This is a genomic window from Borreliella bissettiae DN127 (genome assembly GCF_000222305.1).
Lineage (GTDB): Bacteria > Spirochaetota > Spirochaetia > Borreliales > Borreliaceae > Borreliella > Borreliella carolinensis.
Genome location: NC_015921.1, coordinates 757,134 through 778,872 on the forward strand (window position 1 = coordinate 757,134; position 21,739 = coordinate 778,872).

The 21,739-nt window shown below is 29.2% G+C and carries 17 protein-coding genes; 10 read left to right on the plus strand and 7 right to left on the minus strand.

The window, feature by feature from the left end; translation table 11 throughout:
* Positions 1-2 precede the first annotated feature (2 nt).
* Both pgsA and BBIDN127_RS03610 read left to right on the plus strand, forming a co-directional pair.
* Complete coding sequence (pgsA, locus tag BBIDN127_RS03605; protein ID WP_014023929.1) at positions 3-632, plus strand: CDP-diacylglycerol--glycerol-3-phosphate 3-phosphatidyltransferase; 630 nt, start codon at positions 3-5, stop codon at positions 630-632.
* Positions 619-2,064 (plus strand): hypothetical protein, encoded by a 1,446-nt coding sequence (locus tag BBIDN127_RS03610; protein ID WP_044054978.1) that lies wholly within the window; start codon positions 619-621, stop codon positions 2,062-2,064. Before pgsA ends, BBIDN127_RS03610 begins: the two co-directional genes overlap by 14 nt.
* Here the strand turns inward: BBIDN127_RS03610 and cyaB are convergent.
* Entirely contained in the window at positions 2,038-2,571 is a 534-nt protein-coding gene (cyaB, locus tag BBIDN127_RS03615; RefSeq protein WP_014023931.1) for a class IV adenylate cyclase, read from the minus strand. The two genes, BBIDN127_RS03610 and cyaB, sit on opposite strands and share 27 nt — an antisense overlap.
* A gap of 92 nt (positions 2,572-2,663) precedes the next feature.
* Between cyaB and BBIDN127_RS03620 the strand changes: the two genes are divergently transcribed.
* Genes BBIDN127_RS03620 through BBIDN127_RS03635 form a run of 4 tightly spaced genes read left to right on the plus strand, consistent with a single transcriptional unit; the run spans position 2,664 to position 7,129 of the window.
* Positions 2,664-3,986 (plus strand): TrkH family potassium uptake protein, encoded by a 1,323-nt coding sequence (locus BBIDN127_RS03620; protein ID WP_014023932.1) that lies wholly within the window; start codon positions 2,664-2,666, stop codon positions 3,984-3,986.
* 5 nt (positions 3,987-3,991) lie between these two features.
* Entirely contained in the window at positions 3,992-4,774 is a 783-nt protein-coding gene (locus BBIDN127_RS03625) for a potassium channel family protein (RefSeq protein WP_014023933.1), read from the plus strand.
* A 9-nt stretch (positions 4,775-4,783) separates the two neighbouring features.
* Entirely contained in the window at positions 4,784-5,755 is a 972-nt protein-coding gene (locus tag BBIDN127_RS03630; protein ID WP_014023934.1) for a MinD/ParA family protein, read from the plus strand.
* A 30-nt stretch (positions 5,756-5,785) separates the two neighbouring features.
* Positions 5,786-7,129 carry an ATP-dependent 6-phosphofructokinase gene (locus tag BBIDN127_RS03635; RefSeq protein ID WP_014023935.1) on the plus strand — a complete coding sequence of 448 codons (1,344 nt, stop codon included), beginning with the start codon at positions 5,786-5,788 and terminating at the stop codon, positions 7,127-7,129.
* 39 nt (positions 7,130-7,168) lie between these two features.
* Here BBIDN127_RS03635 and BBIDN127_RS03640 read toward each other — a convergent pair whose 3' ends face one another.
* From BBIDN127_RS03640 to BBIDN127_RS03660, 5 genes are all read right to left on the minus strand, one after another.
* Positions 7,169-8,500 carry a CoA-disulfide reductase gene (locus tag BBIDN127_RS03640; RefSeq protein WP_014023936.1) on the minus strand — a complete coding sequence of 444 codons (1,332 nt, stop codon included), beginning with the start codon at positions 8,498-8,500 and terminating at the stop codon, positions 7,169-7,171.
* Between the two features lie 14 nt (positions 8,501-8,514).
* A complete protein-coding gene (locus BBIDN127_RS03645) occupies positions 8,515-9,906 on the minus strand; it encodes an L-cystine transporter (protein WP_044054979.1) in 1,392 nt (463 codons plus the stop codon).
* A gap of 63 nt (positions 9,907-9,969) precedes the next feature.
* Positions 9,970-11,562, minus strand: a complete 1,593-nt coding sequence (locus BBIDN127_RS03650; RefSeq protein ID WP_014023938.1) for a glucose-6-phosphate isomerase — start codon at positions 11,560-11,562, stop codon at positions 9,970-9,972.
* A 22-nt stretch (positions 11,563-11,584) separates the two neighbouring features.
* A complete protein-coding gene (locus tag BBIDN127_RS03655; RefSeq protein ID WP_014023939.1) occupies positions 11,585-11,986 on the minus strand; it encodes a ParB N-terminal domain-containing protein in 402 nt (133 codons plus the stop codon).
* A gap of 6 nt (positions 11,987-11,992) precedes the next feature.
* Entirely contained in the window at positions 11,993-14,770 is a 2,778-nt protein-coding gene (locus BBIDN127_RS03660) for a penicillin-binding protein 1A (protein ID WP_014023940.1), read from the minus strand.
* Positions 14,771-15,076: 306 nt separating this feature from the next.
* Between BBIDN127_RS03660 and plzA the strand changes: the two genes are divergently transcribed.
* Positions 15,077-15,862 (plus strand): c-di-GMP-binding receptor PlzA, encoded by a 786-nt coding sequence (gene plzA, locus BBIDN127_RS03665; protein WP_014023941.1) that lies wholly within the window; start codon positions 15,077-15,079, stop codon positions 15,860-15,862.
* Positions 15,863-15,988: 126 nt separating this feature from the next.
* Here the strand turns inward: plzA and BBIDN127_RS03670 are convergent, their stop codons facing one another.
* Positions 15,989-17,002: an L-threonylcarbamoyladenylate synthase gene (locus tag BBIDN127_RS03670; protein ID WP_014023942.1), complete on the minus strand. Its 1,014-nt coding sequence runs from the start codon at positions 17,000-17,002 to the stop codon at positions 15,989-15,991.
* A gap of 112 nt (positions 17,003-17,114) precedes the next feature.
* Here BBIDN127_RS03670 and BBIDN127_RS03675 point away from each other — a divergent pair, with 112 nt between their 5' ends.
* From BBIDN127_RS03675 to valS, 3 genes are all read left to right on the plus strand, one after another.
* Entirely contained in the window at positions 17,115-17,906 is a 792-nt protein-coding gene (locus tag BBIDN127_RS03675) for a septal ring lytic transglycosylase RlpA family protein (RefSeq protein WP_014023943.1), read from the plus strand.
* A gap of 194 nt (positions 17,907-18,100) precedes the next feature.
* Positions 18,101-19,093 (plus strand): tRNA dihydrouridine synthase, encoded by a 993-nt coding sequence (locus BBIDN127_RS03680; protein WP_014023944.1) that lies wholly within the window; start codon positions 18,101-18,103, stop codon positions 19,091-19,093.
* 4 nt (positions 19,094-19,097) lie between these two features.
* Complete coding sequence (gene valS, locus BBIDN127_RS03685; protein ID WP_014023945.1) at positions 19,098-21,725, plus strand: valine--tRNA ligase; 2,628 nt, start codon at positions 19,098-19,100, stop codon at positions 21,723-21,725.
* Positions 21,726-21,739: the final 14 nt, after the last annotated feature.

A 21,739-nucleotide genomic window follows, 5' to 3' on the forward strand; every position in this document is an offset into this window, starting at 1 on the left:
AATTGAATAATTTAATCAAGGTCATTACCCCTAATAAAATAACATTAGTGAGGATTATGCTTTCCTTTATCATATTAATTTTATTTTTTTTGGAAAATATATTTTTTTCGTATTTGTTTTTTGGAATTATTTGGTTTTTAATCATTTTTAATGAATTTACTGATTTTATTGATGGGTATATTGCAAGGAAATATGATCTTGTTAGCAATGTAGGTAAAATTTTAGATCCTTATGCGGATGTTTTGCAACATTTAACATATTTTGTTTTTTTCTTTTACAAAGGCATTACCCCTTATTATTTTTTTGTAATATTTATTTATCGTGAAATTTCTATTGGGTTTGTTAGAAATTTGATTATTCAGTTTAATGTAGTTCAACAAGCAAAATTTTTGGGAAAATTAAAGTCACTTCTTTATGCTGTTTGCACTTTTGCAAGCCTTTTATTTTATACTTTAAATCAACTCAACTTTACAGAACCCGTTCAAAATTTTATTAGCTACATTCTAACTTTTGAATTTAAATTTTTATTTGTTGTTCAAATGATATATGTTTGTGCTGCTTTTTTTGCAATTTTATCATTTTTAGAATATGTGTTAATATTTTTGAATGTAAAAAAATATGAAAATAAATAAGACATTAATTTTGCTATTTTTATTTACAAAACTTTCTTTTATTCAGGCTCAAGTAAATCAAATATTAACAGAAATTAGTCCCTTAAGTGTTTTAAGTAAAAATGGAAAAGGAAGTGTTTATTTAAAAGTCAGCAAATCTTCTGATTATATTTTAACCCTAGATAAGAGTTCAAATTCCGATTTTGTTTTTAAAATTTATGATATTTCTAATAAAAAATATATAACTGATAAAATAAAAAGAAGAGATTTTAAAATAAGATTAGATAAAAATTCTCTTTATGCAATAATATATGTTGGCACTAAAAATGAAAGCATAAAGTTTTCGCTTACAGATTTAGATTTTTCAATTTTAAGTGGCAATTCCCTGAAAGCTAAAACATCTAAGATTGAAAAAGAAGATTTATTTTTTACTTTAAAAGATTTACCTGTTTTGAATTTAACCGCCAAGCTTAAAAAGTATGTATTAAGGATTTATAAAAGCAATATTTATATTGCCTATCAGCTAGAAAATAGCGATGATATTAAAGTTGCTGAATTTATTGAGGATGTTGGTTGGTTTAATCTTGATGCATCTGTTAATGGGAATATTACAAATATAGTTAATTTTGATTTTTCAATTAATTCGAAAGGAAATTTATATATTGCTTTTGTTACGAAATCGGGACCTGATTTTGCAAGTGAGCTTATAGTTAAAAAATTTAATAGTAGAAAATGGATTGATATTAGTCCTGGCCACATAGAAAATTTTGGATCTTTATTAAATATTAGCATTGATTTAAAAGATAGGCTGTATTTAGCATATTTAAGAGAAATTGGAGGGGAGTATAAAATAAATTTAATCTCAAATATGGGCTACGGAAGCATTTGGACTGATGTAATACATGCTTATTTAAGCAAAGGTGATTCTAATGTTAATTCATCAAACATTGGGCTAATATCTGAACCTTTTTTGGGCATTTTTTATAATTATAGGTCAAATAATGAGATTAAATCTGAGTTTGTTATAAACAACGAGAATACTTGGGTAAATGCGAATATTCCTTCTGTTTATATGGCTAATTTTATTAAAGGCTTTTTTGACTCTAATTTTAATCAAATAATTATGAGTTTTGTTTCTGAAAATAGACCTATTGTAAACATTTGTCCTTTGAAAAGTAATAGATGGATTAATATAAGTCCTAATGTTGAAATGGAAGGTTCAAGTACTGACATTGGGTTTTATAAAAATACTTTGTTTTTAGCTTTTGAAAACAATAATAATGTTAAATTAATTTATTTTAATAATAAAAATTGGTACTTTTTAAATAAATTGGAGAATTTTAAAAGTGATGTTCGTAGTCCTCAGATTGGAATTTATGGCAATCAAGGGATTGTGGTTTCTACTTTAAGTTCTAATTCCAATGAATTATTTTTTACTTTGGTTTGCCAATGAGAGTAATTCAGAGTAAGGTCTAGTTTCAAGGTTTTCTTTTAATCCAAATTGATCGATGATGTTATCAATTTCTTTTTTTGCCAAGTCTATATCATTTTGATTGTTAATTATTTTTTCTATTTCTAAAAAAAATCCGAGATTTTTTATTTCGTTTATCTCTACATTTAAATTATTAGTTTGATAAATTAGACTTTTTTTTATCTTTTTGTATAGCTTTTTAAATTTAAGCTCTTTTATAAGGGTTAAAAAATTGTTCATATTATCTATTTTGAATTCTATCTCTTTATTAATTTCTGTAGCATTGTTGTTATCTAATATTTTTTTTTTAAATGTAACAATTTTTTCTAAAGTATTTAATTTTCTTATTCTTATAATTTTTTTTTGGTTTGAGTAATAGATGTCAGTTTTTATTTCTTCTTTAATAAATTTAAATTTTTTATTTGCTAACTTGATAATTCTTTTTAACTCTTTTGGAGGAATAAATGCTTTTGATTCTATTTCAAACATATATTAAAAATAATGTAATTATGATAATATTTCAATGTTAAAATATTATGCTATGATAGATTTTTAATAATTTAAACAACTTTTTGTGTTATATGTTGAAATTTGAATTTAGCGACAGGTTTTTACTTTTTAGTTATTTTGTTTTAATTATGTTTATAGGCTCTCTTTTATTGATGCTGCCTATTTCTTGGCAAGGGGATGGCAAATTAGCATACATTGATGCTCTTTTTACTGCTGTTTCTGCTGTAAGCATTACAGGTCTTATAACGGTTAAAATGGAAGGTTTTTCTACTTTTGGATTTATTTTGATAATGTTGCTAATCCAGCTTGGGGGACTTGGATTTATAAGTATTACTACTTTTTATTTGCTTATACCTAAAAAGAAAATGAATTTAACAGATGCAAGAATAATAAAACAGTACTCCCTTTCAAATATAGAATATAATCCTATTAGAATTTTAAAAAGCATATTATTTATAACTTTTTCAATTGAAATGATTGGTTTAATATTAATACTTATTTTTTTTAAACTTAGGGGAGTTAATATTTCATTCTTAGAGGCTTTATTTACGACAATTTCTGCGTTTTGCAATGCGGGTTTTTCCATGCACTCTGAGAGTATTTATGCATGGCGAGATGTTCCTGAAGCTATAGTTGTGGTTTCTATTTTAATAATTTGTGGTGGTCTTGGGTTTATGGTCTATAGAGATGTAAAAAATACTATTAAGAATAAAAAAAAGCTATCGCTTCACGCCAAAATAGTTTTTTCTTTAAGTTTTTTTTTAATTGTAATTGGTGCAATTTTATTTTTTTTTACAGAGATGCATAAATTAAAAGCTGGTTATTCAATGAGTACTCTAATATTTAATTCAATTTTTTATTCGATTAGCACTAGAACAGCTGGTTTTAATTATCTTGATAATTCTTTAATAAGTGGAAGAACTCAAATAATTTCTCTACCATTCATGTTTATTGGTGGTGCGCCCGGATCAACTGCAGGAGGAATTAAGATTACAACATTTTTTTTAATTGTATTAGCTGTTGTTAAAAATCAAAATGGCAATGGATATATTATTGGGTCTTACAAGGTTTCAATAGATAGCATAAGATTTGCGCTTTTATTTTTTGCAAGAGCTATTTTTATTTTGAGTTTTTCCTTTTTTATGTTGCTTTTTTTTGAGGGAGGATCTGGCAAATGGAAAGTTATTGATTTGGGTTATGAAGTATTTTCTGCTTTTGGAACGGTTGGTCTTTCAGTTGGAGTAACTCAGGATTTGTCATTTTTGGGGAAAGTCATTATAATTTTTACTATGTTTGCAGGACGAATAGGGCTTTTTTCAATGGCTGTTTTTGTTTCAAGAAAGTCGCGTTTTGAAGAATTTACAAGGCCAAGGCAAGATATTTTGGTTGGTTGAAGCATATGAAAACATTTGTTATTATTGGACTTAGTAATTTAGGGATTCACTTGCTTGAAGATTTAAGCAGGCTTGATTGTCAAATTATTATTATAGATACATCTAAAGAGCTTATTGAAGAATATGACGTGATATCTACAGAAAGCTTTGTTGTTGAGCAATTTACTAAAAATGCTTTGAAAAAAATAATTCCAGTAGATACAGACGCTGTTGTTATTGACTTTGATGATGATCTTGGCAAAAGTGCCCTTGTTACGCACTATTGCAATCTTTTAGGTTTGAAAGAAATATGTGTTAAAACAGAAAATAGGGATGATGCTGAAATATTAAAAACTCTTGGTGCAACAAAAATTATATTTCCAAGTAAAGATGCTGCAAGAAGATTAACTCCATTATTAGTATCTCCGAATCTTTCAACTTATAATATTATTGGGTATGATATTATTGTTGCTGAAACTGTTATTCCCAAAGAATATGTTGGCAAAACTCTTTTTGAAGCCGATCTGAGAAGAGAGTGTGGGATTACAGTTATTGCTGTTAGAAATTTAAGTAATTCTAGGTATGAATTTGTTGATGGTGATTATTTTTTTTTAAAAGATGATAAAATTGTAATTTGCGGAAAACCAGATAGTATTGAAAATTTTACAAACAATAAAGATTTAATTAAAGATTTAATCTCAGGCTCTAAAGAGGATGAAAATTTAAATAAAGATGCTGAGAAGAAATCGAGATTTTTGGGGATTTTTAATTTTATGAAAATTTTTAAAAAAGATCATAAGGATAATTAGGGTTTAAGAATGACTAAAATTATTCCTGTAGCAAGTGGCAAAGGTGGTGTTGGAAAAACATCTTTTGTTGCAAATGTTGGTTATAAGCTTTCTAGTTTGGGTAAAACCGTAATACTTGTTGACCTTGATCTTGGTGGCTCTAATCTACATACGTGTTTGGGAGTTAAAAATAAGGGTGTGGGCATTGGTTCTTTTATTAATAAAAAAAATAAAAGTTTTTCAGATTTAGTGTGCAAAACATCTTATGATAAACTTTACCTTATTCCAGGTGATGCCCTTTATACAGGAACAGCCAATCTTCCTTTTTCTATTAAGAAAAAGATTATAGAATCCATTCAAAAAGATCTTATTGCTGATTTTATTTTTTTAGATTTAGGATCTGGAACTTCTTATAATACAATAGATTTTTATTTGGCATCTTATAGCGGTGTAATTGTTACAATCCCAGAAACCCCTTCTATACTTAATGCTTATTCTTTTTTAAAGAATGCTCTTTATCGTCTTTTATATTTAGGATTTCCGCAAAAAAGTCCTGAAAGAGATTATATTGGTAATTTTTTTAAAGATAAGATTGAAGGGACAAACCTTGGATTTAAAGATTTGGTTGTTGGGATTGAGCTTATTTCTTTGAGTTCTTCTTTGAAAGTTAAGAGGATGATGAACAATTTTTATCCTAGAGTGGTGTTAAATAGAATAGAAACTAGCGAAGAGATTGCTATGTGTGAAAATTTGATTAATGTTGTTAAGAACAATATTAATATACCAATAGAGTTTATAGGTTTTGTGCCTTTTGCAAAAAGTTTTAGAGAGGCTATTAATAATAGAGTGCCATTTATTGATTTTGAGAAAAGTTCAAAATTGAATAAATATTTTGAATTCATAGCTGGTAATTTAATTAAATCTCCTATTGAAGGGTCTCCTTATATTTATGATGACATATACGATATGATTAAAGATCAAAGTCGATTTATTAGAAAATAATTAAGTTATAATTCTATAAAGGAGTATTTGGTGTATAGGATTAAAAATGAAAATTTGGATTTTAAAATAGATAGTTTAGGAGAATGCAAGCAAAACAATCCTTTGATTGATTTTTATGCTAGTGAGGGTTCTTCACATTTTGTTAATGAAAAAAATAAAATCAAGTTTAGTGTATATAGGAATGAGGATGAGGGAGATAAGTATGAAGATGTTCTTTTAGAAAAAGCCGGACCTAGAGAAAAAATTTATTTTGTGCCCAGGCATGTTAAAGCTGCTATTACTACTTGCGGTGGGCTTTGTCCCGGTTTTAATGACGTTATTCGTTCTATTGTGAGGACTTTATGGAAAATTTATGGAGTTCGAAATATTTATGGAGTAAAGTTTGGATATCAAGGGCTTCTTCCTGAGTCAAATTCACCTTTTATTAATCTTAATCCAGATGTTGTTGATGATATTAATAAATTTGGAGGCACTATTCTTGGCTCTTCAAGGGGTGGTATTAAACCTGTGGAAATAGTTGATACTTTAGAGAGAATGAACATTAATATGATTTTTAACATTGGTGGGGATGGTACTCAAAAGGGATCTCTTCTTATTGCCGAGGAGATAGAAAAAAGAAATTTAAAAATAGCAGTTGTGGGCATTCCTAAAACAGTAGACAATGATTTTATGTTTGTTCAAAAATCTTTTGGATTTGAAACCGCTGTAGAGCAAGCCGTTGCAGCTGTTGCTGGTGCTCATTTTGAAGCTAATAGTGCATATAATGGCATTGGTCTTGTTAAGGTTATGGGACGAGATTCTGGTTTTATTGCTGCTCATACCGCGCTTTCTTCTAATGATGTTAATTTTTGTTTAATTCCGGAGCTTGATTTTGATATAGAAGGGCCTAATGGATTTCTTGTTCATCTTGAAAGACGACTTTTAGAAAAAGAAAGCTTAGAAGAGATTCCTCATGCAGTAATATTGATAGCAGAAGGAGCAGGTCAAAAATATTTTGACCATTTCCCCAAAAAGAAAGACGATTCTGGGAATTTGCTTTATGAGGATATTGGGCTTTATATTAAAGATAAAATTACAGAATATTTTAAATCAAAAAACATACAATTTACTCTTAAATACATTGATCCTAGCTATATTATTAGAAGTTCACCTGCTAATGCTAGTGATTCGCTTTATTGTGCTAGGCTTGGGTCGAATGCTGTGCATGCTGCAATGGCTGGTAAAACAAAAATGTTGATTAGTTTGTGGAGTACAAAATTTGTGCACATACCGATTAAGATGGCAGTAATTGACAGAAATAAGGTTAATCCAAATGGTTCTTTTTGGAGAGATGTTCTTTCAAGTACAGGGCAACCAATTAGCATGAAGAATTAATTAATTAATTAATTAAAAATTAAATTGATTTAATTCTTTCTATTTGGCAGTATTTCCAGCAATATTTAATATATCCCAAGTTCTTGAGAAGGGAGGAGAATATGAGAAATCCATCATTCCCAACTCATTTGTTGTAAGTTTTGAATAGATTGCAATTGCTAAAGCATGAATTCTTATTACGGCTCCATTTTTCCCTATTGCTTGTGCTCCAAGTATTATTTTGGTATTTTCCTCATAAATTAATTTAATATAAAGATCTTCTTGGCCGGGATAATAATTTGTATGATTTTTATCCTTTACAAAAATCGTTTTATAGTTTATTTGAAGCTTTTTTGCATCTTTTTCTGTAAGTCCTGTTCTTGCAGCTTCTAAAGATAGTATTTTGATTGAAGCTGAGCCCAATGTGCCTTTAAATGCTATGCGATTGCCAGCTAAATTTTCACCAATTATTCTTCCAAGTTTGTTTGCTGTTGTTGCCAGGGGTATGTATTCATTTTTTTTACTTACTATATTATAAATGGTTGCACAATCCCCTGCAGAAAAAATATTTTTTATGCTAGTTTCGCCATACTCATTTACAATTATTGCTCCATTTTCAGTAGTTTTAAGCTGATTTTCTAAAAATTCAGTAACAGGTTTTATTCCGGTAGCAAGTATAACAGCATCAGCTTGATAAGTATTTTTGTTCGTTACTACTCCTTCTACCCTTTTTTCTCCTATTAAACTTTTTACAAACTCATTTGTGTGAAGATCAACCCCCTTTTTTATTAGCTCTTCTTCCATTATTGTAACTATTTCTTCGTCAAAGGAATCTATGAGTATGTGTTTGTCTAGTTGAATTAATCTTACATTTTTTCTTTTATTTTTTGCTGCTTCTACCATTTCAATTCCAATGTATCCAGCACCAATTATTACTATATTTTTAATCTCTTCTTTATCCATTAAATTTTTTATTTTTTGACCGTCTTCTAGATTTCTCAGTGTATGAAAATTTTTTAGATTGATATTATTGATTGGTGGGATAATAGGTTTTGCACCAGTTGCTATCATAAGTTGGTCGTAAGTATTGTTAAAAATGTTCCCTGTTTTTTGATTTTTTACTGCAATTATATTGTTTTTTGCATCTACTTTGATAACTTCATGGTTAGTTTTAACAGAGATTCCAGTTTTTTCGAATTCTTCCTTTGTTCTTGAGATCATTGTATTTGGATTGTCAAAAAATCCTCCTACAAAGTAGGGCAGGCCACAGGTTCCAAAAGATACAATATTTGTTTTTTCATAGATAGTAATGTCTAGCTTTTTGTTTAAGCGGTTTGCTTTAGCCGCGGCAGTAGTTCCTGCTGATGTGCCCCCAATAATTATTATTTTCATCATTGTTTTCCTATTTATTTGTTTACAAGCTCTTTTTGGTTGTATATATTATGGTTGAATTGTTTAAGTTGTTTGGCAGATATGACGCCCGCAAGCATTGAGCCGCCCACATTAACAGCTGTTCTTCCCATGTCAATTAAAGGTTCAACAGATATTACAAGTCCTACCAATCCCACTGGGAAGTTCATTGCTGAGAGTACCATTAATGAAGCTGTTGTTGCGCCTCCGCCAGCGCCAGCAGATCCAAATGAAGTTATTATTATTAATCCAAGAAGTGTAAGTATAAATGAAATATCTGTAGGGTTTATTCCTTGAGTTGGCGCTATCATTATTGCAAGCATAGCGGGGTGAATTGCTGCACAACCATTTTGTCCAATTGATGTTCCAAAGGAGCTTGATAAATTTGCTATTCCTTCGCTTACCCCCAGGGTTTTAGTTTGAATTTCTACATTAATAGGTATAGTTGCGGCACTAGACCTAGATATGAATGCAAATGTTAGTGCTGGAGATATTTTTTTTATAAAAGTAATTGGGTTTAATTTGTTTATTGCAATTAATGTCATATGCATAAGAAATGTGAGACCTATGGCAATGTAGGAAGCAATTACAAATTCCCCAAGCTTTATTATGCTTTTGATTTCGCTGGTTGCTGTAATTTTTGTCATTAAAGCTAATATGGCATAGGGTGTTAGTTTTAAAATTAGAGTTACTATTCCTAATATTATGTCTTGAAGAGTTAATATTATTTTTTTAAAAAATTCTATTGATTCTGGCTTTTTAATAGATGTTTTAAGAGCGGCTATTCCTATGATGGCTGAGAATATCACAACTCCGATTGTTGAGTTTTTTCTAAGTCCTGCTAAATCTTCAAATATATTTTGTGGAATAAGCTCTGTGATTTTTTTTGTGATTGGTGTTTGATTTAATATTTCAAGGCCTTTTTGCAATTTTTCGCTTTGTAAAATTTCTCTGGTTCCCACTTGTAGTCCTTCAGCTGTTAACCCAAATATTAAAGCAGTGAAAATGCCAATTATGGCAGCAATACCCGCTGTAAACACCAGTGTTAATATTACAAGCAAGCTCATTCTCCCAACATCTTTACTGTTGGTTAATTTTATTATTGCAGATATTATTGATGTTATTATTAAGGGGATTATAACCATTTTAAGAAGCCTTACGTACCCATCACCCACAATATTTATCCAATTGATAGTTTCGTTTGTTATAGATGAATTTGTGCCATAAAAATATTGGATAGTCATTCCAAATGCTATTCCTATTGCTAATGATATAAACACTCTTTTTGTAAAAGAGACATTTTTCTTTTTACAAAGATAAACAATGCTTATTAGAATAAGCATTGTTATAATATTAATTAATGTATATAATATACTTACCTTATCCATTCTTACCTCTTGTATAAGCTTAGTGCATTCTTTTTAAACTTAAGGATATATATTTAAAATTAATTAATCTTGTTTTAAAATTTTTTTAGAATAAGATTCTATTATTTCATCTTTAAAAGTGTTGTTTTTTAAAATTTGATTTGCAATAATTTTTCCCAGCTGAACTCCTTCTTGGTCGAATGAGTTTATATTTAATAAAAATCCTTCAAACATTACTTTATTCTCGTAATGGGAGAGTATTGCTCCTATTGCATAAGGTGTTAATTCTTTTGAATATATTAGTGCAGAAGGTCTCTCGCCTTTAAAATTTTTATTTTTGTTATCATTTTCTTTGCCCTTTGAAAATGCTATTATTTGGGCTATTAAATTTGCTTTTAATTTGTCATTGCTTGAGCTATTATCAGATATTACATCTTCTTTAAGTTGTGTTTCATTAAAACCTATGAAATCCATTGGAACTATATCTGTTCCTTGATGAAGCATTTGAAAGAATGAGTGTTGAACGTCTGTCCCAATGCCTCCCCAAATTATTCTTACGGTTTTGTAGTTTATTGTTTCGTTAAATCTGTTTACGCTTTTCCCATTACTTTCCATTTCAAGTTGTTGTAAGTGAAGATAAAAATTTTCCATTGCTTTAGAATAAGCAATGATGCAGTTGCTGCCGTAGTTTAGAACATTTCTTTCATATATACTAATTAGTGCTGCCAAGAGAGTTGCGTTGTCTTTTACGTTTTTGTTTAATGATTTTTTGTCGGCCCTGTTGGCTCCTTTTATAATTTCTTTTACAATTTTTTCCGTGAAGCAAAGAGTAAGTAGCGTAAGTCCAACTGCTGATGTTGGAGAAAATCTTCCACCTATTGAATCATGCATGAAGAAATATTCAAGATATCCTTTTTCTTTTAGTGCTAACATACTATCTTTTAATGTTATAATGACCATTTGTTTTTTATATTCTTTTATGCCATTTGATTTTAATTTGTTTATTAAGAATTGCATATTAGCTTTGGTTTCTAATGTATTTCCACTTTTTGAGACAATAATAAAAAGTGTTTCATCAACATTAATGTCGCTTAATACTTCTTCCGATTCGTCTGGATCAATGTTTGAAATAAAATATCCATTCATTAATGCTAGATTGTGTTTTTTTGCATAATTTTTTAATGCGCTATAAAGAGCTTTTGGCCCTAGGCTGGATCCACCAATTCCTATTTGAACTACATTTTTAAACTTTTTACCATTTGCACTTTTAATATTCCCAGAATGGATTTGATTTGCAAAATTATATATTTTTTCAAGTTCTGATTGGAAAAACTCTCTCATGTTTTCTTTATTATCTTCTATTACGTCTTTGCCAATTTGCCCTCTTGTAAGGTGATGAAGAACTTTTCTATTTTCACTAATATTGATCTTTTCCCCGTCAAGCACTTCTTTGTATTTTTCTATTAAATTTGCTTCATCGCTTAAATTTTGAAAAATTTTAAGGTGGTTATCATTAATTTGCTTTGAAGCATAGTTGTAATGTACACTATCTCCTTCTATTGTAATGTCGTATTCTTTTATTCTTTTTCCAGTTAATGCCGTTTTGAGCACTTCTGGAGCAATCCCTTCAAGGATTTTAAAATTTTCAAGTTCATTAAGATTTTTGTAATTTAACATAAACACACCCCTTTGTTATGGTTTAAATTTTTCTGTTTTTTCTTTTACACATGTTTTTAATTTTTAAGATAATAAATTTAAGGAATCTTATTATTATATTGCCTTCAGAATAAATTTTTAAGTAAGCTTCTCCCTCGTTTGCCTCGCTTCTTGTAAATGATTTTCTAACATTATTTTCATCAAGTTCAATTTCAAGTAAAGTTTTTTTGTTTTCAATTGAGATTACCTTTACTTCAACTTCTTTATAACCTATTTCTTTTAAGGCTTGATATCTTCTAAGCCCCGCTATCAAGTTTTTATTTTTATCTATTATTATTGGATAAATTAATCCGTGTTTTATAATGCTGTTTTTAAGAGTTTCAATGTCTCCTAAATTTTTTCTAATTCTTTTTTTTATTTTTATTTGATCGATATCTATTAACATATTGTTTTAATCCAATTGGATATCTTCTCCGTTGACGTCTTTATTGTTAATTTTTTCATTTTCATTGTTGTTTGAATTTAATTCTTTTGTGCTTTGTGCTTCTGTGTTTGTTTCATTAACAATGCTCTCTTCTTTAATTTCTTTAGTGTTTTCTCTAAGCATTTCTTGGTTATTATTATTTAGATCTTGGTGTGAGTTTTCATTTTCTATTTCATTTAAGGGTTCTTTAATGTTCATTTCCATTTCATTTTTATTTTCTTCATTATTATTAAAGCTTTCAAGATTATTAATATCATCATCACCACTATCATTATCATTATTGTTGTTTTTAATGCTTTCAAGATGATTATCAAGATATTCAAATTCGGGGGTGTCAAAATTTATTTCATCGTTATTATTAATCTCATCAATTCCATATATGTTAAATTCTATTGTATTTTTAAATTCTAGTTTATTTTCATAATATTTTGATTTTTCAACTGGCTGGGTGCCGGAAATAAATAGTTCATTTATTATTTTCTCATCAGCAATTTCTTCTGGTAGTAGGCCCGTTTCTGCTTGTACGGGGATACTAATTATTCCTGAAGGCTTTACAAAAACTTTCTTGGGTAAGTTTTTATGATATTCCGCCATAAATTCTCCCCAACTAGGTCCTGCTAATCCTGTTCCTGTTCCAGATATTCCTAGTGAATATCCTTTTTTATCAAATCCAACCCAAAATGCTGTTGTTATATAAGGAGAGTATCCTATTGCCCATCCGTCTGCCCAATTTTGTGTTGTTCCCGATTTTCCAGCAATGTCAGATTTAAAATTTTTGAGATTTGTATATCTTTGATTTGCCAAGGTTCCATATTGAATTGTTGATTTCAGCATATCTGTGATGATATAAGCGGTTTGAGGAGACACTATTTGAGTTTGATGTTCTTTGCTTTTTATTTTAGCCAATATGCTTGCTTCTTCATTTGTTATTATTCTTCCAGCTCTGTCTTCAATGTATCTTATTCCATAAGGTTCGATTTCGTTACCACTGTTTCCTAAAATTGCAAAGGCTCTTGCCATTTGGATTGGAGAAACTGATATTACACCCAGTGCTAGTGGATAAACTTTTGGAAACGTTTTTTCTATTTCTTTTGGATCTGTTATTCCTAATAGTTTTGAGGAGTAGCTAATTGCAGAGTCAAAACCCAACTTGTCCAATATTCTTAATGCCGGAATATTTAAGGACAAAGCTAATGCTTGGCGTGTTAAAACGTTACCCCTCCATTTGCCACCATAATTTCCCGGAGCATAAACCTCTCCGTTTTTATTTAGAAATGCTACTGGAGAGTCTGAAAACATTGTTGCAGCTGTTATTTTTTTTAGATCAATTGCGGCCGCAAAATATAATGCTTTGAATGCACTTCCAGGCTGGACTTTTGCTTGTGTGGCTCGATTAAATTCATTGTCTTTAGTATGTCCGCTTCCTCCAACCATGGCCCTTATTGCTCCGCTTGTTGTATCTATTGCTATCATTGCTCCTTCAGGCTGTGCAATGAGCTTTGGTGTTAATTTATTTTTAATAATATACTCTTTTGTTGCCTTATCTATTTTATCAATTCCAAGTATAGCTCCAAAACTTGCAATTAGATCGATATTGTCTTCGTAAAATTTTCTTTTTCTTAGTTTTTTGTATTGCCTTCCATTTATTCTTAAATTTTTAATTCCCAATAAATCTGATATTGCATCTACTACAGGGACAATTTCTGAATTAATAATTATTGTTTCAGATGATCTGTTTAAATTGTGCATTGTTCTTGCTTTATTAATCATATCGTTTGTAACTTTATCTGCATATTTTTGTGCCTCAAGGTCAAGAGTTGAATATATTGAGTATCCATCTTTATATATGTTTGCACCATCTGGTAAATATTTTAGTATTTTCTGTCTTATATATTCAGAAAAATAAGGAGCTTGGTCTTTTTTGTTTGAAATTGCAGATGTGTCAGCCATCCTGGTCCAATCGTAGTTTTGCCAGTATTCATTAAATTCTTTTTCAGCAATTTCAGCTTTGATTATCCCATTTGATACAACTTGGTTTAAAACTGCGCGTTGTATTTTTTTTGAAAATTCTGGATTGTAAAGAGGTGAATAAAGCTTTGCATTTGGAAGCTGGATTATCATCATCACAGATTCTGCTGTATTTATTTTATTTACACTTTTGCCAAAAAAGAATTTTGATGCTGCAACTATTCCATAGTTTCCATTTCCAAAATAAACTTTATTAAGGTACTTTTCTAGTATTTCGTATTTTGAGAGTTTTTTTTCAAGTTGGATTGCCCACCAGATTTCATGTAGTTTCCTTAAAATAGATCTTCTTGCTTGATTTGTGTAGAGAAGTTTTGTAAGTTGTTGGGTTAATGTACTGCCGCCTGAAAAATATCTGCCAAGAACAATATTAAATGCGGCTCTAAATATTCCCATCAAGGAAAAACCTCGATGAGAAAAAAAACCAATATCTTCTCGTATTAAAAGTGTATTAATTAAATTGTCAGGCATTTTCCTTAAGGGCATTAATTCTCTATTCTCATCAGATATAAATTGAGTTATTTGTTTTCCATTAATATCTAAAAGCCTTGAAGGAACTGCTGGATTTATATATCCAAAATTTTTATCTTTTTGTATGTTTATAGTCTTAGATATTGCTAATGAGAGCGTGATAATAGAAAAGCTAACTGCGAAATATGTTAAATAAATAAGCAGCTTGTGTGTATTTATTTTTTTCAAATTGGGGCTATTTAATCTCATACTTTTACTAAAGTATACTATAAGTGTGTAAGAATTAATAATGTTATAGGTTGATTGTTATAGTGTAAAATTATTGTTATAATTTTACACTATGTAAAAAGCATTTTTAAGTTTTGTTAATTAAATAAATGCTGTGAGGGGTGGGTGATGGTATGTTTTTGATTTTAAGAGTAAATTTATTGATTGTTGATTAAGTGCGTTTATAGTTTAATTGTTTTGAACTTTTTTATTGGTGTAAGACCGTTTAAAACAGTTTTAAGCTTTATTTAGTGTTTTTATATTCAAAAAAGGAGAAAGGAGAGGTTTATGCTTTTATCTAGAAAAATAAGAGATTATGGGACTAAGTATAGGGGTAAAGAGATTAAAATGAGCACAGAGATAAATAGTTTTTTAAATCTTCGCAATACTATTGAAATGAGAATAGGCTCTTATACTGTTTTTGGAGTAATTTATTCTATTTCTATGGATTCTCTTAAGCTTATTTTTCAAGAAGATACCGTATTGCCTGCTTTGGCTAAAAATAAAAATTTAGGCTCTATTCAACTTAAGAAAAATTCAGATTCTAAGAGTAGTGCGGCTTTTTTTCCCTTTTTGTCTGTAAAACTATTGAGTGCTTCTGCTTATTCTTCTCTGAATAAGGAATACAATTTATTAACATTAGAATTCTTATCTCCTGCGCCAGAAGAGATTGCTATTAAAGTTGGAAAGCTTCTTGATTTAAAACTTGGGCAAAATCAGAGAATTCATGAGAGGATTATTATCGATAAAGATTCTATTAGAAAACTAAAAATTGATTCTGATAAAGCTTATATCAAGTTTAATGGTGCAAAACATAAATGCTTAATAAAAGATTTATCTTATGGGGGTGCTTTAGTAATTTCTTCTTTTGATTATGGAGATGTCGAGGAAGATGCAATTGATTTGATTTTTAGTTTTGAATTTATGGATGAAGAAATTTTTATTGAAGGTAAGTCAAAAAGCTTAAGCGTTATTCAGACGCCCAGTGGAAAGGTTTTTGCGCTTGGTATTGCTTTTGATGAAGACAAAATACCACTTGAATATACTATGCTAATCCATGATTATTTCAATTAACTAAAAGATTTAAATTTTTCTTATGTGATTGTGCGAAATTTGTTTTTAATACTTAGTTTAAGTCTTATTTGTTTTGTTGAGCTTGTATTTATTGCTTTTTGAATTTTTAAAATAACTAATTTATCATCATTTTTTGTTAATGAATTTATTTGAACTGGCTTTTTTAATTCTATTGTTTATAGAGTATCCAAGTTCTTCGTCTTTTAAGAATTCACTAAGTATTTGTTTATAGTTGTTTTCAGAATTTACCAACTCTTTGTAAAGATTTTGTGCGTATTCTTCAAGAGTATTAAATACTGTAATATTTTTTTTATCCCACAAAAAATTAAATAAATAGGATTTTAGAGTATCTTTTGTGATAAGTATTTTTGTATCTTTGTTTAAATATCTTCTTATGTTATCTTGACTTTTAAATAAATAGACGGGAATTTTTGGCTTGTAATGTTCTATTATGTTTCCGGGTGATTTTTCTAGTTCTATTTTTGTTTCTGCGTAATTTACCGTATATTTTCCTTGAAGTTCATTTTCTATCATTTTTTTTGTTATTGCACCCGGTCTTAATATCAGTACGTTATCTTTTAGGTCAAATTCAATTACAGTTGATTCGATTCCAATATTAAATTCTTTATTCTCTTCTGTTTTTATTATTCCCCTTACAAGGCCATTTAATTCTTTTAAGGCCATTTCGAAATTTGTTGAACTTGGTCTTTTTGATATATTTGCAGACGGGGCTACTATTGGAACTTTAGATGCTTTTATTAAGCGTAAAGCTGTTTTATTTGCAGGAATTCTTATTGCTACTGTGTCTAGGTTTCCACTTACAAATCTGGAGATTTTTATTGATTTTTTAAGAACATAAGTTAAAGGGCCTGGACTAAACTTTTTAATTAGCATAAGAGCACTTTTAGGAATATATTCTGATAATTCTTTTATTTTTTTTACTGTATCAACGTGTACTATTAAAGGATTGTTAATAGGTCGTTTTTTTACTAAAAAAATCATTTTTACAGCATCTTCATTGTAAGCATTTGCGCCAATTCCGTAAACTGTTTCTGTTGGGAATACAACAAGTTCTCCCATTTCGATAAGTTTTGCTGCTTTTTGTATTTGTCTTCTGTTGATTATTTCTGTTAATATCATTTTTTCATTTTTAGACTTTTTTCTTTTTATAATTAAATCAAAAAAAATGTAAATAAGCAATTTGCAAGCGTAATTGTTTATTGAAATATGTTTTTATATTATAATAAACATTATGAGAAATTTAATTGATGCCATCTTAAGAGATAATAAAAACTTTGTTTTTCTCTTTGTATTTTTTTTTATTGCTTCTCATTTAAATTCTGCCACAGTAGGCCTTGCTTCATGGTATGGCGAAGCTTTTCACGGTAAAATTACTGCTAATGGCGAAAAATTTGATATGATGGCGCTTACTGCGGCCCACAAAGAATTGCCTTTTAATACTACCGTAAGGGTTACAAATCTTTTAAATAATAGGTCGGTTGTTGTAAGAATTAATGATAGAGGTCCTTTTAGAAAGGATAGAATAATCGATTTGTCAAAACATGCCGCCGAGAAGCTTGATTTTTTGGGAATAGGAGTTGCTCCTGTAAAAATTGAAGTAATTAGTGCAAATGAAAAAAGACCCTCTGTATCAAAATCTAGTGACTTTAAAAAAATATTTAATACTCCCGATATTGAAGAAGAAAAAAAAATCAAGCAATCAGAAGAAAATATTTCTGTTGAAGATAAAAATAAATCTTCAGATTTATTAGCAGATCGCTCAGTTTCTGTTGACAAAGAAGCAGATTTTTATATACAAGTTGGATCTTATAGAAAAAAAGATTATGCTGATAGGGCTTATCGAATATTGAAAAAAGCGGGTCTTTTTGTTGTAGTAAATTCCCATGGTCCGTTTTATACTGTTTTTATCCCTACTAATGCTGATGATGTTCAAAAAAATGTAGAGCTTATTAAATCTGCTGGATATAAAGATACTTTAATAAGAAAAACCAAGGTTCCAGGCGAGAGCCTTGTTATGGATTGATTTTTTAAATTATTTTTTTATTAAAATTATTTGTTGACTTTTAAAAAATTTATGATTATGTCCTTTATTGTCGTTCCTTTTTGGGTGTTTTTTATTTTAAAAATTGCAATATTATTTTTAGAAATTCAAATTTGTTGAGCGGCTGTTTTACTTTGCTTGAAATTGTATTGTATTTTATTATTATATAGTTTATTATGAAGTTTTTATTTGATATTCCTCTTCCAATTATGATTTTGGCTCCAATGGAGGACGTTACCGATACTGTTTTTAGAAATTTAATTCATTTAATAGGATCTGAAGAAGGAGAACCCCACATTTATTTTACTGAATTTATTTCTACAAAAGGAATTTTAAATGGATCAAAACAATCTATTCAACATGTTTTTTTAAAACCCAATGAACTTAATAGGCCTTTAATTGCTCAAATTTGGGGCAATGTTCCTGAGCAATTTTATAGAGCAATAGAAATATTAGGAGGCATGGGGTTTTGGGGAATTGATATTAATATGGGTTGTCCTAAGAGTAAAATAATTAAAAAAGGAGTTTGTTCAGCTTTAATTAATAATAAATTTTTAGCTAAAGAGATAATTCTTGCAAGCAAAGAAGCTTGTGCTAGATTTAATTTGCCTCTTAGTGTTAAGACCAGGCATGGATTTTCATATCCAGAAGTTGATGATTGGTTAGGATTTTTGTTAGACCTTAAAATTGATATGTTAACGGTTTATCCAAGGCTTGCTGTTAATCAGAGCAAAGGTCCTGTTAATTTTGATATTTTTTATGAACTTGTTAAATTACGAAATAATCTTAGTCCTTCTACTCTTATTATTGGCAATGGGGATGTTTTGAGCCTCAAGGATGCTAGATATTATGTTGACAAATATTCAATTGATGGGATTATGTTTGGTCGTGGAATTTTTGGAAATTTAAATTTATTTAAACCTTCTTCAAAACACTTTTTAGATAGTAATTTAAATTTTAGGTTAAATATATTAAAATTCCATATAAAGGATTTCCATGCTACTTGGGGACTTGAAAAAGATTTTAATAAACTTAAAAAATATTTTAAAATATATTTTACTGAGCAGGAAAGACAGAGTAAATATTTCTCAAATCTTATAAATTCAAAGACTTATGAAGAGCTTTTTGAAAATTTAAAAGTTATTGAGGAGATGGCAGGAGATTTTTAAAACGATGAATTGTAGACCTCTTAAAAAATATGATCCTAAGGCATTTGAAGATGAAATTTACACCAAGTGGCTTAAAAATAATGTTTTTTTACCAGATAATTCTTTATTTGAAAAATTTAGCATGGTTGCGCCTCCTCCTAATGTCACTGGAGTGCTGCATATGGGGCATGCTCTTAATTTTGTTTTGCAAGATGTTCTTGTAAGGTATAAAAGAATGAAAAGACACAATACTTTGTGGCTTTTTGGTACAGATCATGCAGGAATAGCAACACAGGCTGTTTTTGAAAGATATCTTAAAAAGATTGGTAAAAGCAAGGATGATTTTGAAAGAGAAGAGCTTGTTAGAGAAATTTTTAAATTAAAAGATAGGCATAGAGGCATAATTGTTAATCAGATAAACAAACTTGGAGCGTCTTATGATCACTCAAGAGAAAGGTTTACTCTTGATGAGAGCCTTTGTAAGGCTGTTAACAAAGTTTTTAAGGATCTATATTCTAAAGGTTTGATTTATAGGGGTGAGTATCTTGTTAATCTTGATCCTGGATCTGGGAGTGTTGTTAGCGATGAAGAGATCGAATACAAAGAGGTTGATGGGAAACTTTATTTTATTAAGTATTTTATTGATGACTCTTCTTTTATTGAGATTGCAACAACTAGGCCTGAGACAATGTTTGGGGATACTGCTATTGCTGTTAATCCTGATGATGAGAGATATAAGTCTTTAATTGGCAAAGAAGTTACAATTCCTTTGACAACTAAAAAGATAAAAATTATTGCAGATTTTTATGTTGACAGCGCTTTTGGTACTGGGGCTTTAAAAGTTACCCCTGCGCATGATCCTAATGATTTTGAAATTTCAAAAAGGCACAATATTTCCAAGGTCAATATTTTAACTCAAGATGGAAAACTTAATAAAAATGTTCCTTTGCAATATCAAGGGTTAAGCGTGAGGGATGCAAGATTTAAAATTGAGACAGAATTAATGGAAAAAGGTTTTTTGCAAGATGTCAAAAAGCATAGACAACAGGTTGGGCATTGTTATAGGTCAGGCAAGGTTGTTGAGCCTTATTTGTCTACTCAGTGGTTTGTAAGAATGAAGCCTTTAGCAGAAAAAGCTTTAAAGGCTTTAGAGAGTGGAGATTTAAGATTTTACCCTAAAAAGTGGGAAAATACATATAAATATTGGTTGTCAAATATTAGAGATTGGTGCATATCAAGACAGCTTGTTTGGGGGCATAGAATCCCGGTTTGGTACAATGTTGATACATCTGAACTTATTGTTAGTGATACTGATCCTTCTTTGGATGAAAAGAATGTGGGGAAGAGGTTTGTTCAAGATCCAGATGTCCTTGATACTTGGTTTTCTTCTTGGTTGTGGCCTTTTTCTTCGCTTGGATGGCCCAATGCTACTGTTGATTTTAAAAATTATTATCCAACAAATACCCTAATAACAGCTTACGATATAATATTTTTTTGGGTTGCAAGAATGGTGATGGCAGGATTAGAATTTACAGGGCAAGTTCCTTTCAAAGATGTTTATATCACACCTCTTTTGCGTGACAAACAAGGCAAAAAAATGTCAAAGTCCTTGGGCAATGGAATAGACCCCCTTGATATTATTCATGAGTATGGAAGTGATTCTTTGCGGTTTACTTTATCCTTTTTATCTGTTCAGGGTCAAGATTTAAATATTGACGCTAAAGATTTTATGTTTGGAGCTAGGTTTGCAAACAAAGTTTTTAATGCTTCTAAATTTATTCTTTTAAATTTAAAAAATAGAGAAATATTAAATGATTTGAAATTTAACGACATTGATAAATGGCTGCTTACAAGCTTAAATTCGACCATTTTTGGTGTAGAATCTTCTTTTGCAAATTATAAATACAATGAAGCTTCAAAATTTGTTTATGAGTTTTTTTGGAATGATTTTTGTGATTGGTATATTGAAATTAGCAAAATTAATTTAAATAGCGAAAATATTTATATTCAAAATATGGCTATATCTAAGTTGCTATTCTTTCTTAAGAAAGCATTGTTAATTTTACATCCGTTTATTCCTTTTGTTACAGAAAAAATTTATTCCGAATTTTCAGAAAAGGAAGATATTTTAGCTTTAAATGAATATCCAAGTTTTGATATTGCTAATAATTTTCAAGAAGAATTTGAAAGTTTTAAAGTATTGAAAACTTTCATTATAGCTATTAGAACACTTAAGAGCGAATTTAATATCCCTGCTAGCATTGAAATTGATGTTGCTTTGAAGTTTGATGCTGATTTTAAATATGAGGAATATTTTAAGGCTAATCAAAACATTGTAAAAAGAATGATTAATTTTAAGAATATATTTTACAATGAAAATTTTGATGGCAAGCTTGGTGTAGCTGCTGTTGGTTTTGAAATTTATGCAGATGTTAAGTCATTGATAGATAAAGCTAAAGAGTTGATAAGGCTTGAAAAGCAGCTTGAAAAATATAAAATGCTCAATATTTCTGTTTCAAAGAAACTTGAAAATAAAAATTTTTTAATGAATGCTCCTAAGGAAATTATTGAATCTGAAAAATTAAAATTTATAGAATTTTCTTCTTTAATTAATAAAATAAATAGTTATATTATTAATTTAAAAAATTTGTAAAAAAACATTAAAAA

Coding starts and splice junctions, on each gene's coding strand:
- BBIDN127_RS03640 (WP_014023936.1), bottom strand. CDS start 8,500: ATGAAAATAATAATTATTGGGGGCACATCAGCAGGAACTACTGCCGCG.
- BBIDN127_RS03660 (WP_014023940.1), bottom strand. CDS start 14,770: ATGAGATTAAATAGCCCCAATTTGAAAAAAATAAATACACACAAGCTG.
- BBIDN127_RS03675 (WP_014023943.1), top strand. CDS start 17,115: ATGAGAAATTTAATTGATGCCATCTTAAGAGATAATAAAAACTTTGTT.
- BBIDN127_RS03680 (WP_014023944.1), top strand. CDS start 18,101: ATGAAGTTTTTATTTGATATTCCTCTTCCAATTATGATTTTGGCTCCA.
- BBIDN127_RS03650 (WP_014023938.1), bottom strand. CDS start 11,562: ATGTTAAATTACAAAAATCTTAATGAACTTGAAAATTTTAAAATCCTT.
- BBIDN127_RS03655 (WP_014023939.1), bottom strand. CDS start 11,986: ATGTTAATAGATATCGATCAAATAAAAATAAAAAAAAGAATTAGAAAA.
- BBIDN127_RS03645 (WP_044054979.1), bottom strand. CDS start 9,906: ATGGATAAGGTAAGTATATTATATACATTAATTAATATTATAACAATG.
- BBIDN127_RS03620 (WP_014023932.1), top strand. CDS start 2,664: ATGTTGAAATTTGAATTTAGCGACAGGTTTTTACTTTTTAGTTATTTT.
- plzA (WP_014023941.1), top strand. CDS start 15,077: ATGCTTTTATCTAGAAAAATAAGAGATTATGGGACTAAGTATAGGGGT.
- BBIDN127_RS03670 (WP_014023942.1), bottom strand. CDS start 17,002: ATGATATTAACAGAAATAATCAACAGAAGACAAATACAAAAAGCAGCA.
- cyaB (WP_014023931.1), bottom strand. CDS start 2,571: ATGTTTGAAATAGAATCAAAAGCATTTATTCCTCCAAAAGAGTTAAAA.
- valS (WP_014023945.1), top strand. CDS start 19,098: ATGAATTGTAGACCTCTTAAAAAATATGATCCTAAGGCATTTGAAGAT.
- BBIDN127_RS03630 (WP_014023934.1), top strand. CDS start 4,784: ATGACTAAAATTATTCCTGTAGCAAGTGGCAAAGGTGGTGTTGGAAAA.
- BBIDN127_RS03610 (WP_044054978.1), top strand. CDS start 619: ATGAAAATAAATAAGACATTAATTTTGCTATTTTTATTTACAAAACTT.
- BBIDN127_RS03625 (WP_014023933.1), top strand. CDS start 3,992: ATGAAAACATTTGTTATTATTGGACTTAGTAATTTAGGGATTCACTTG.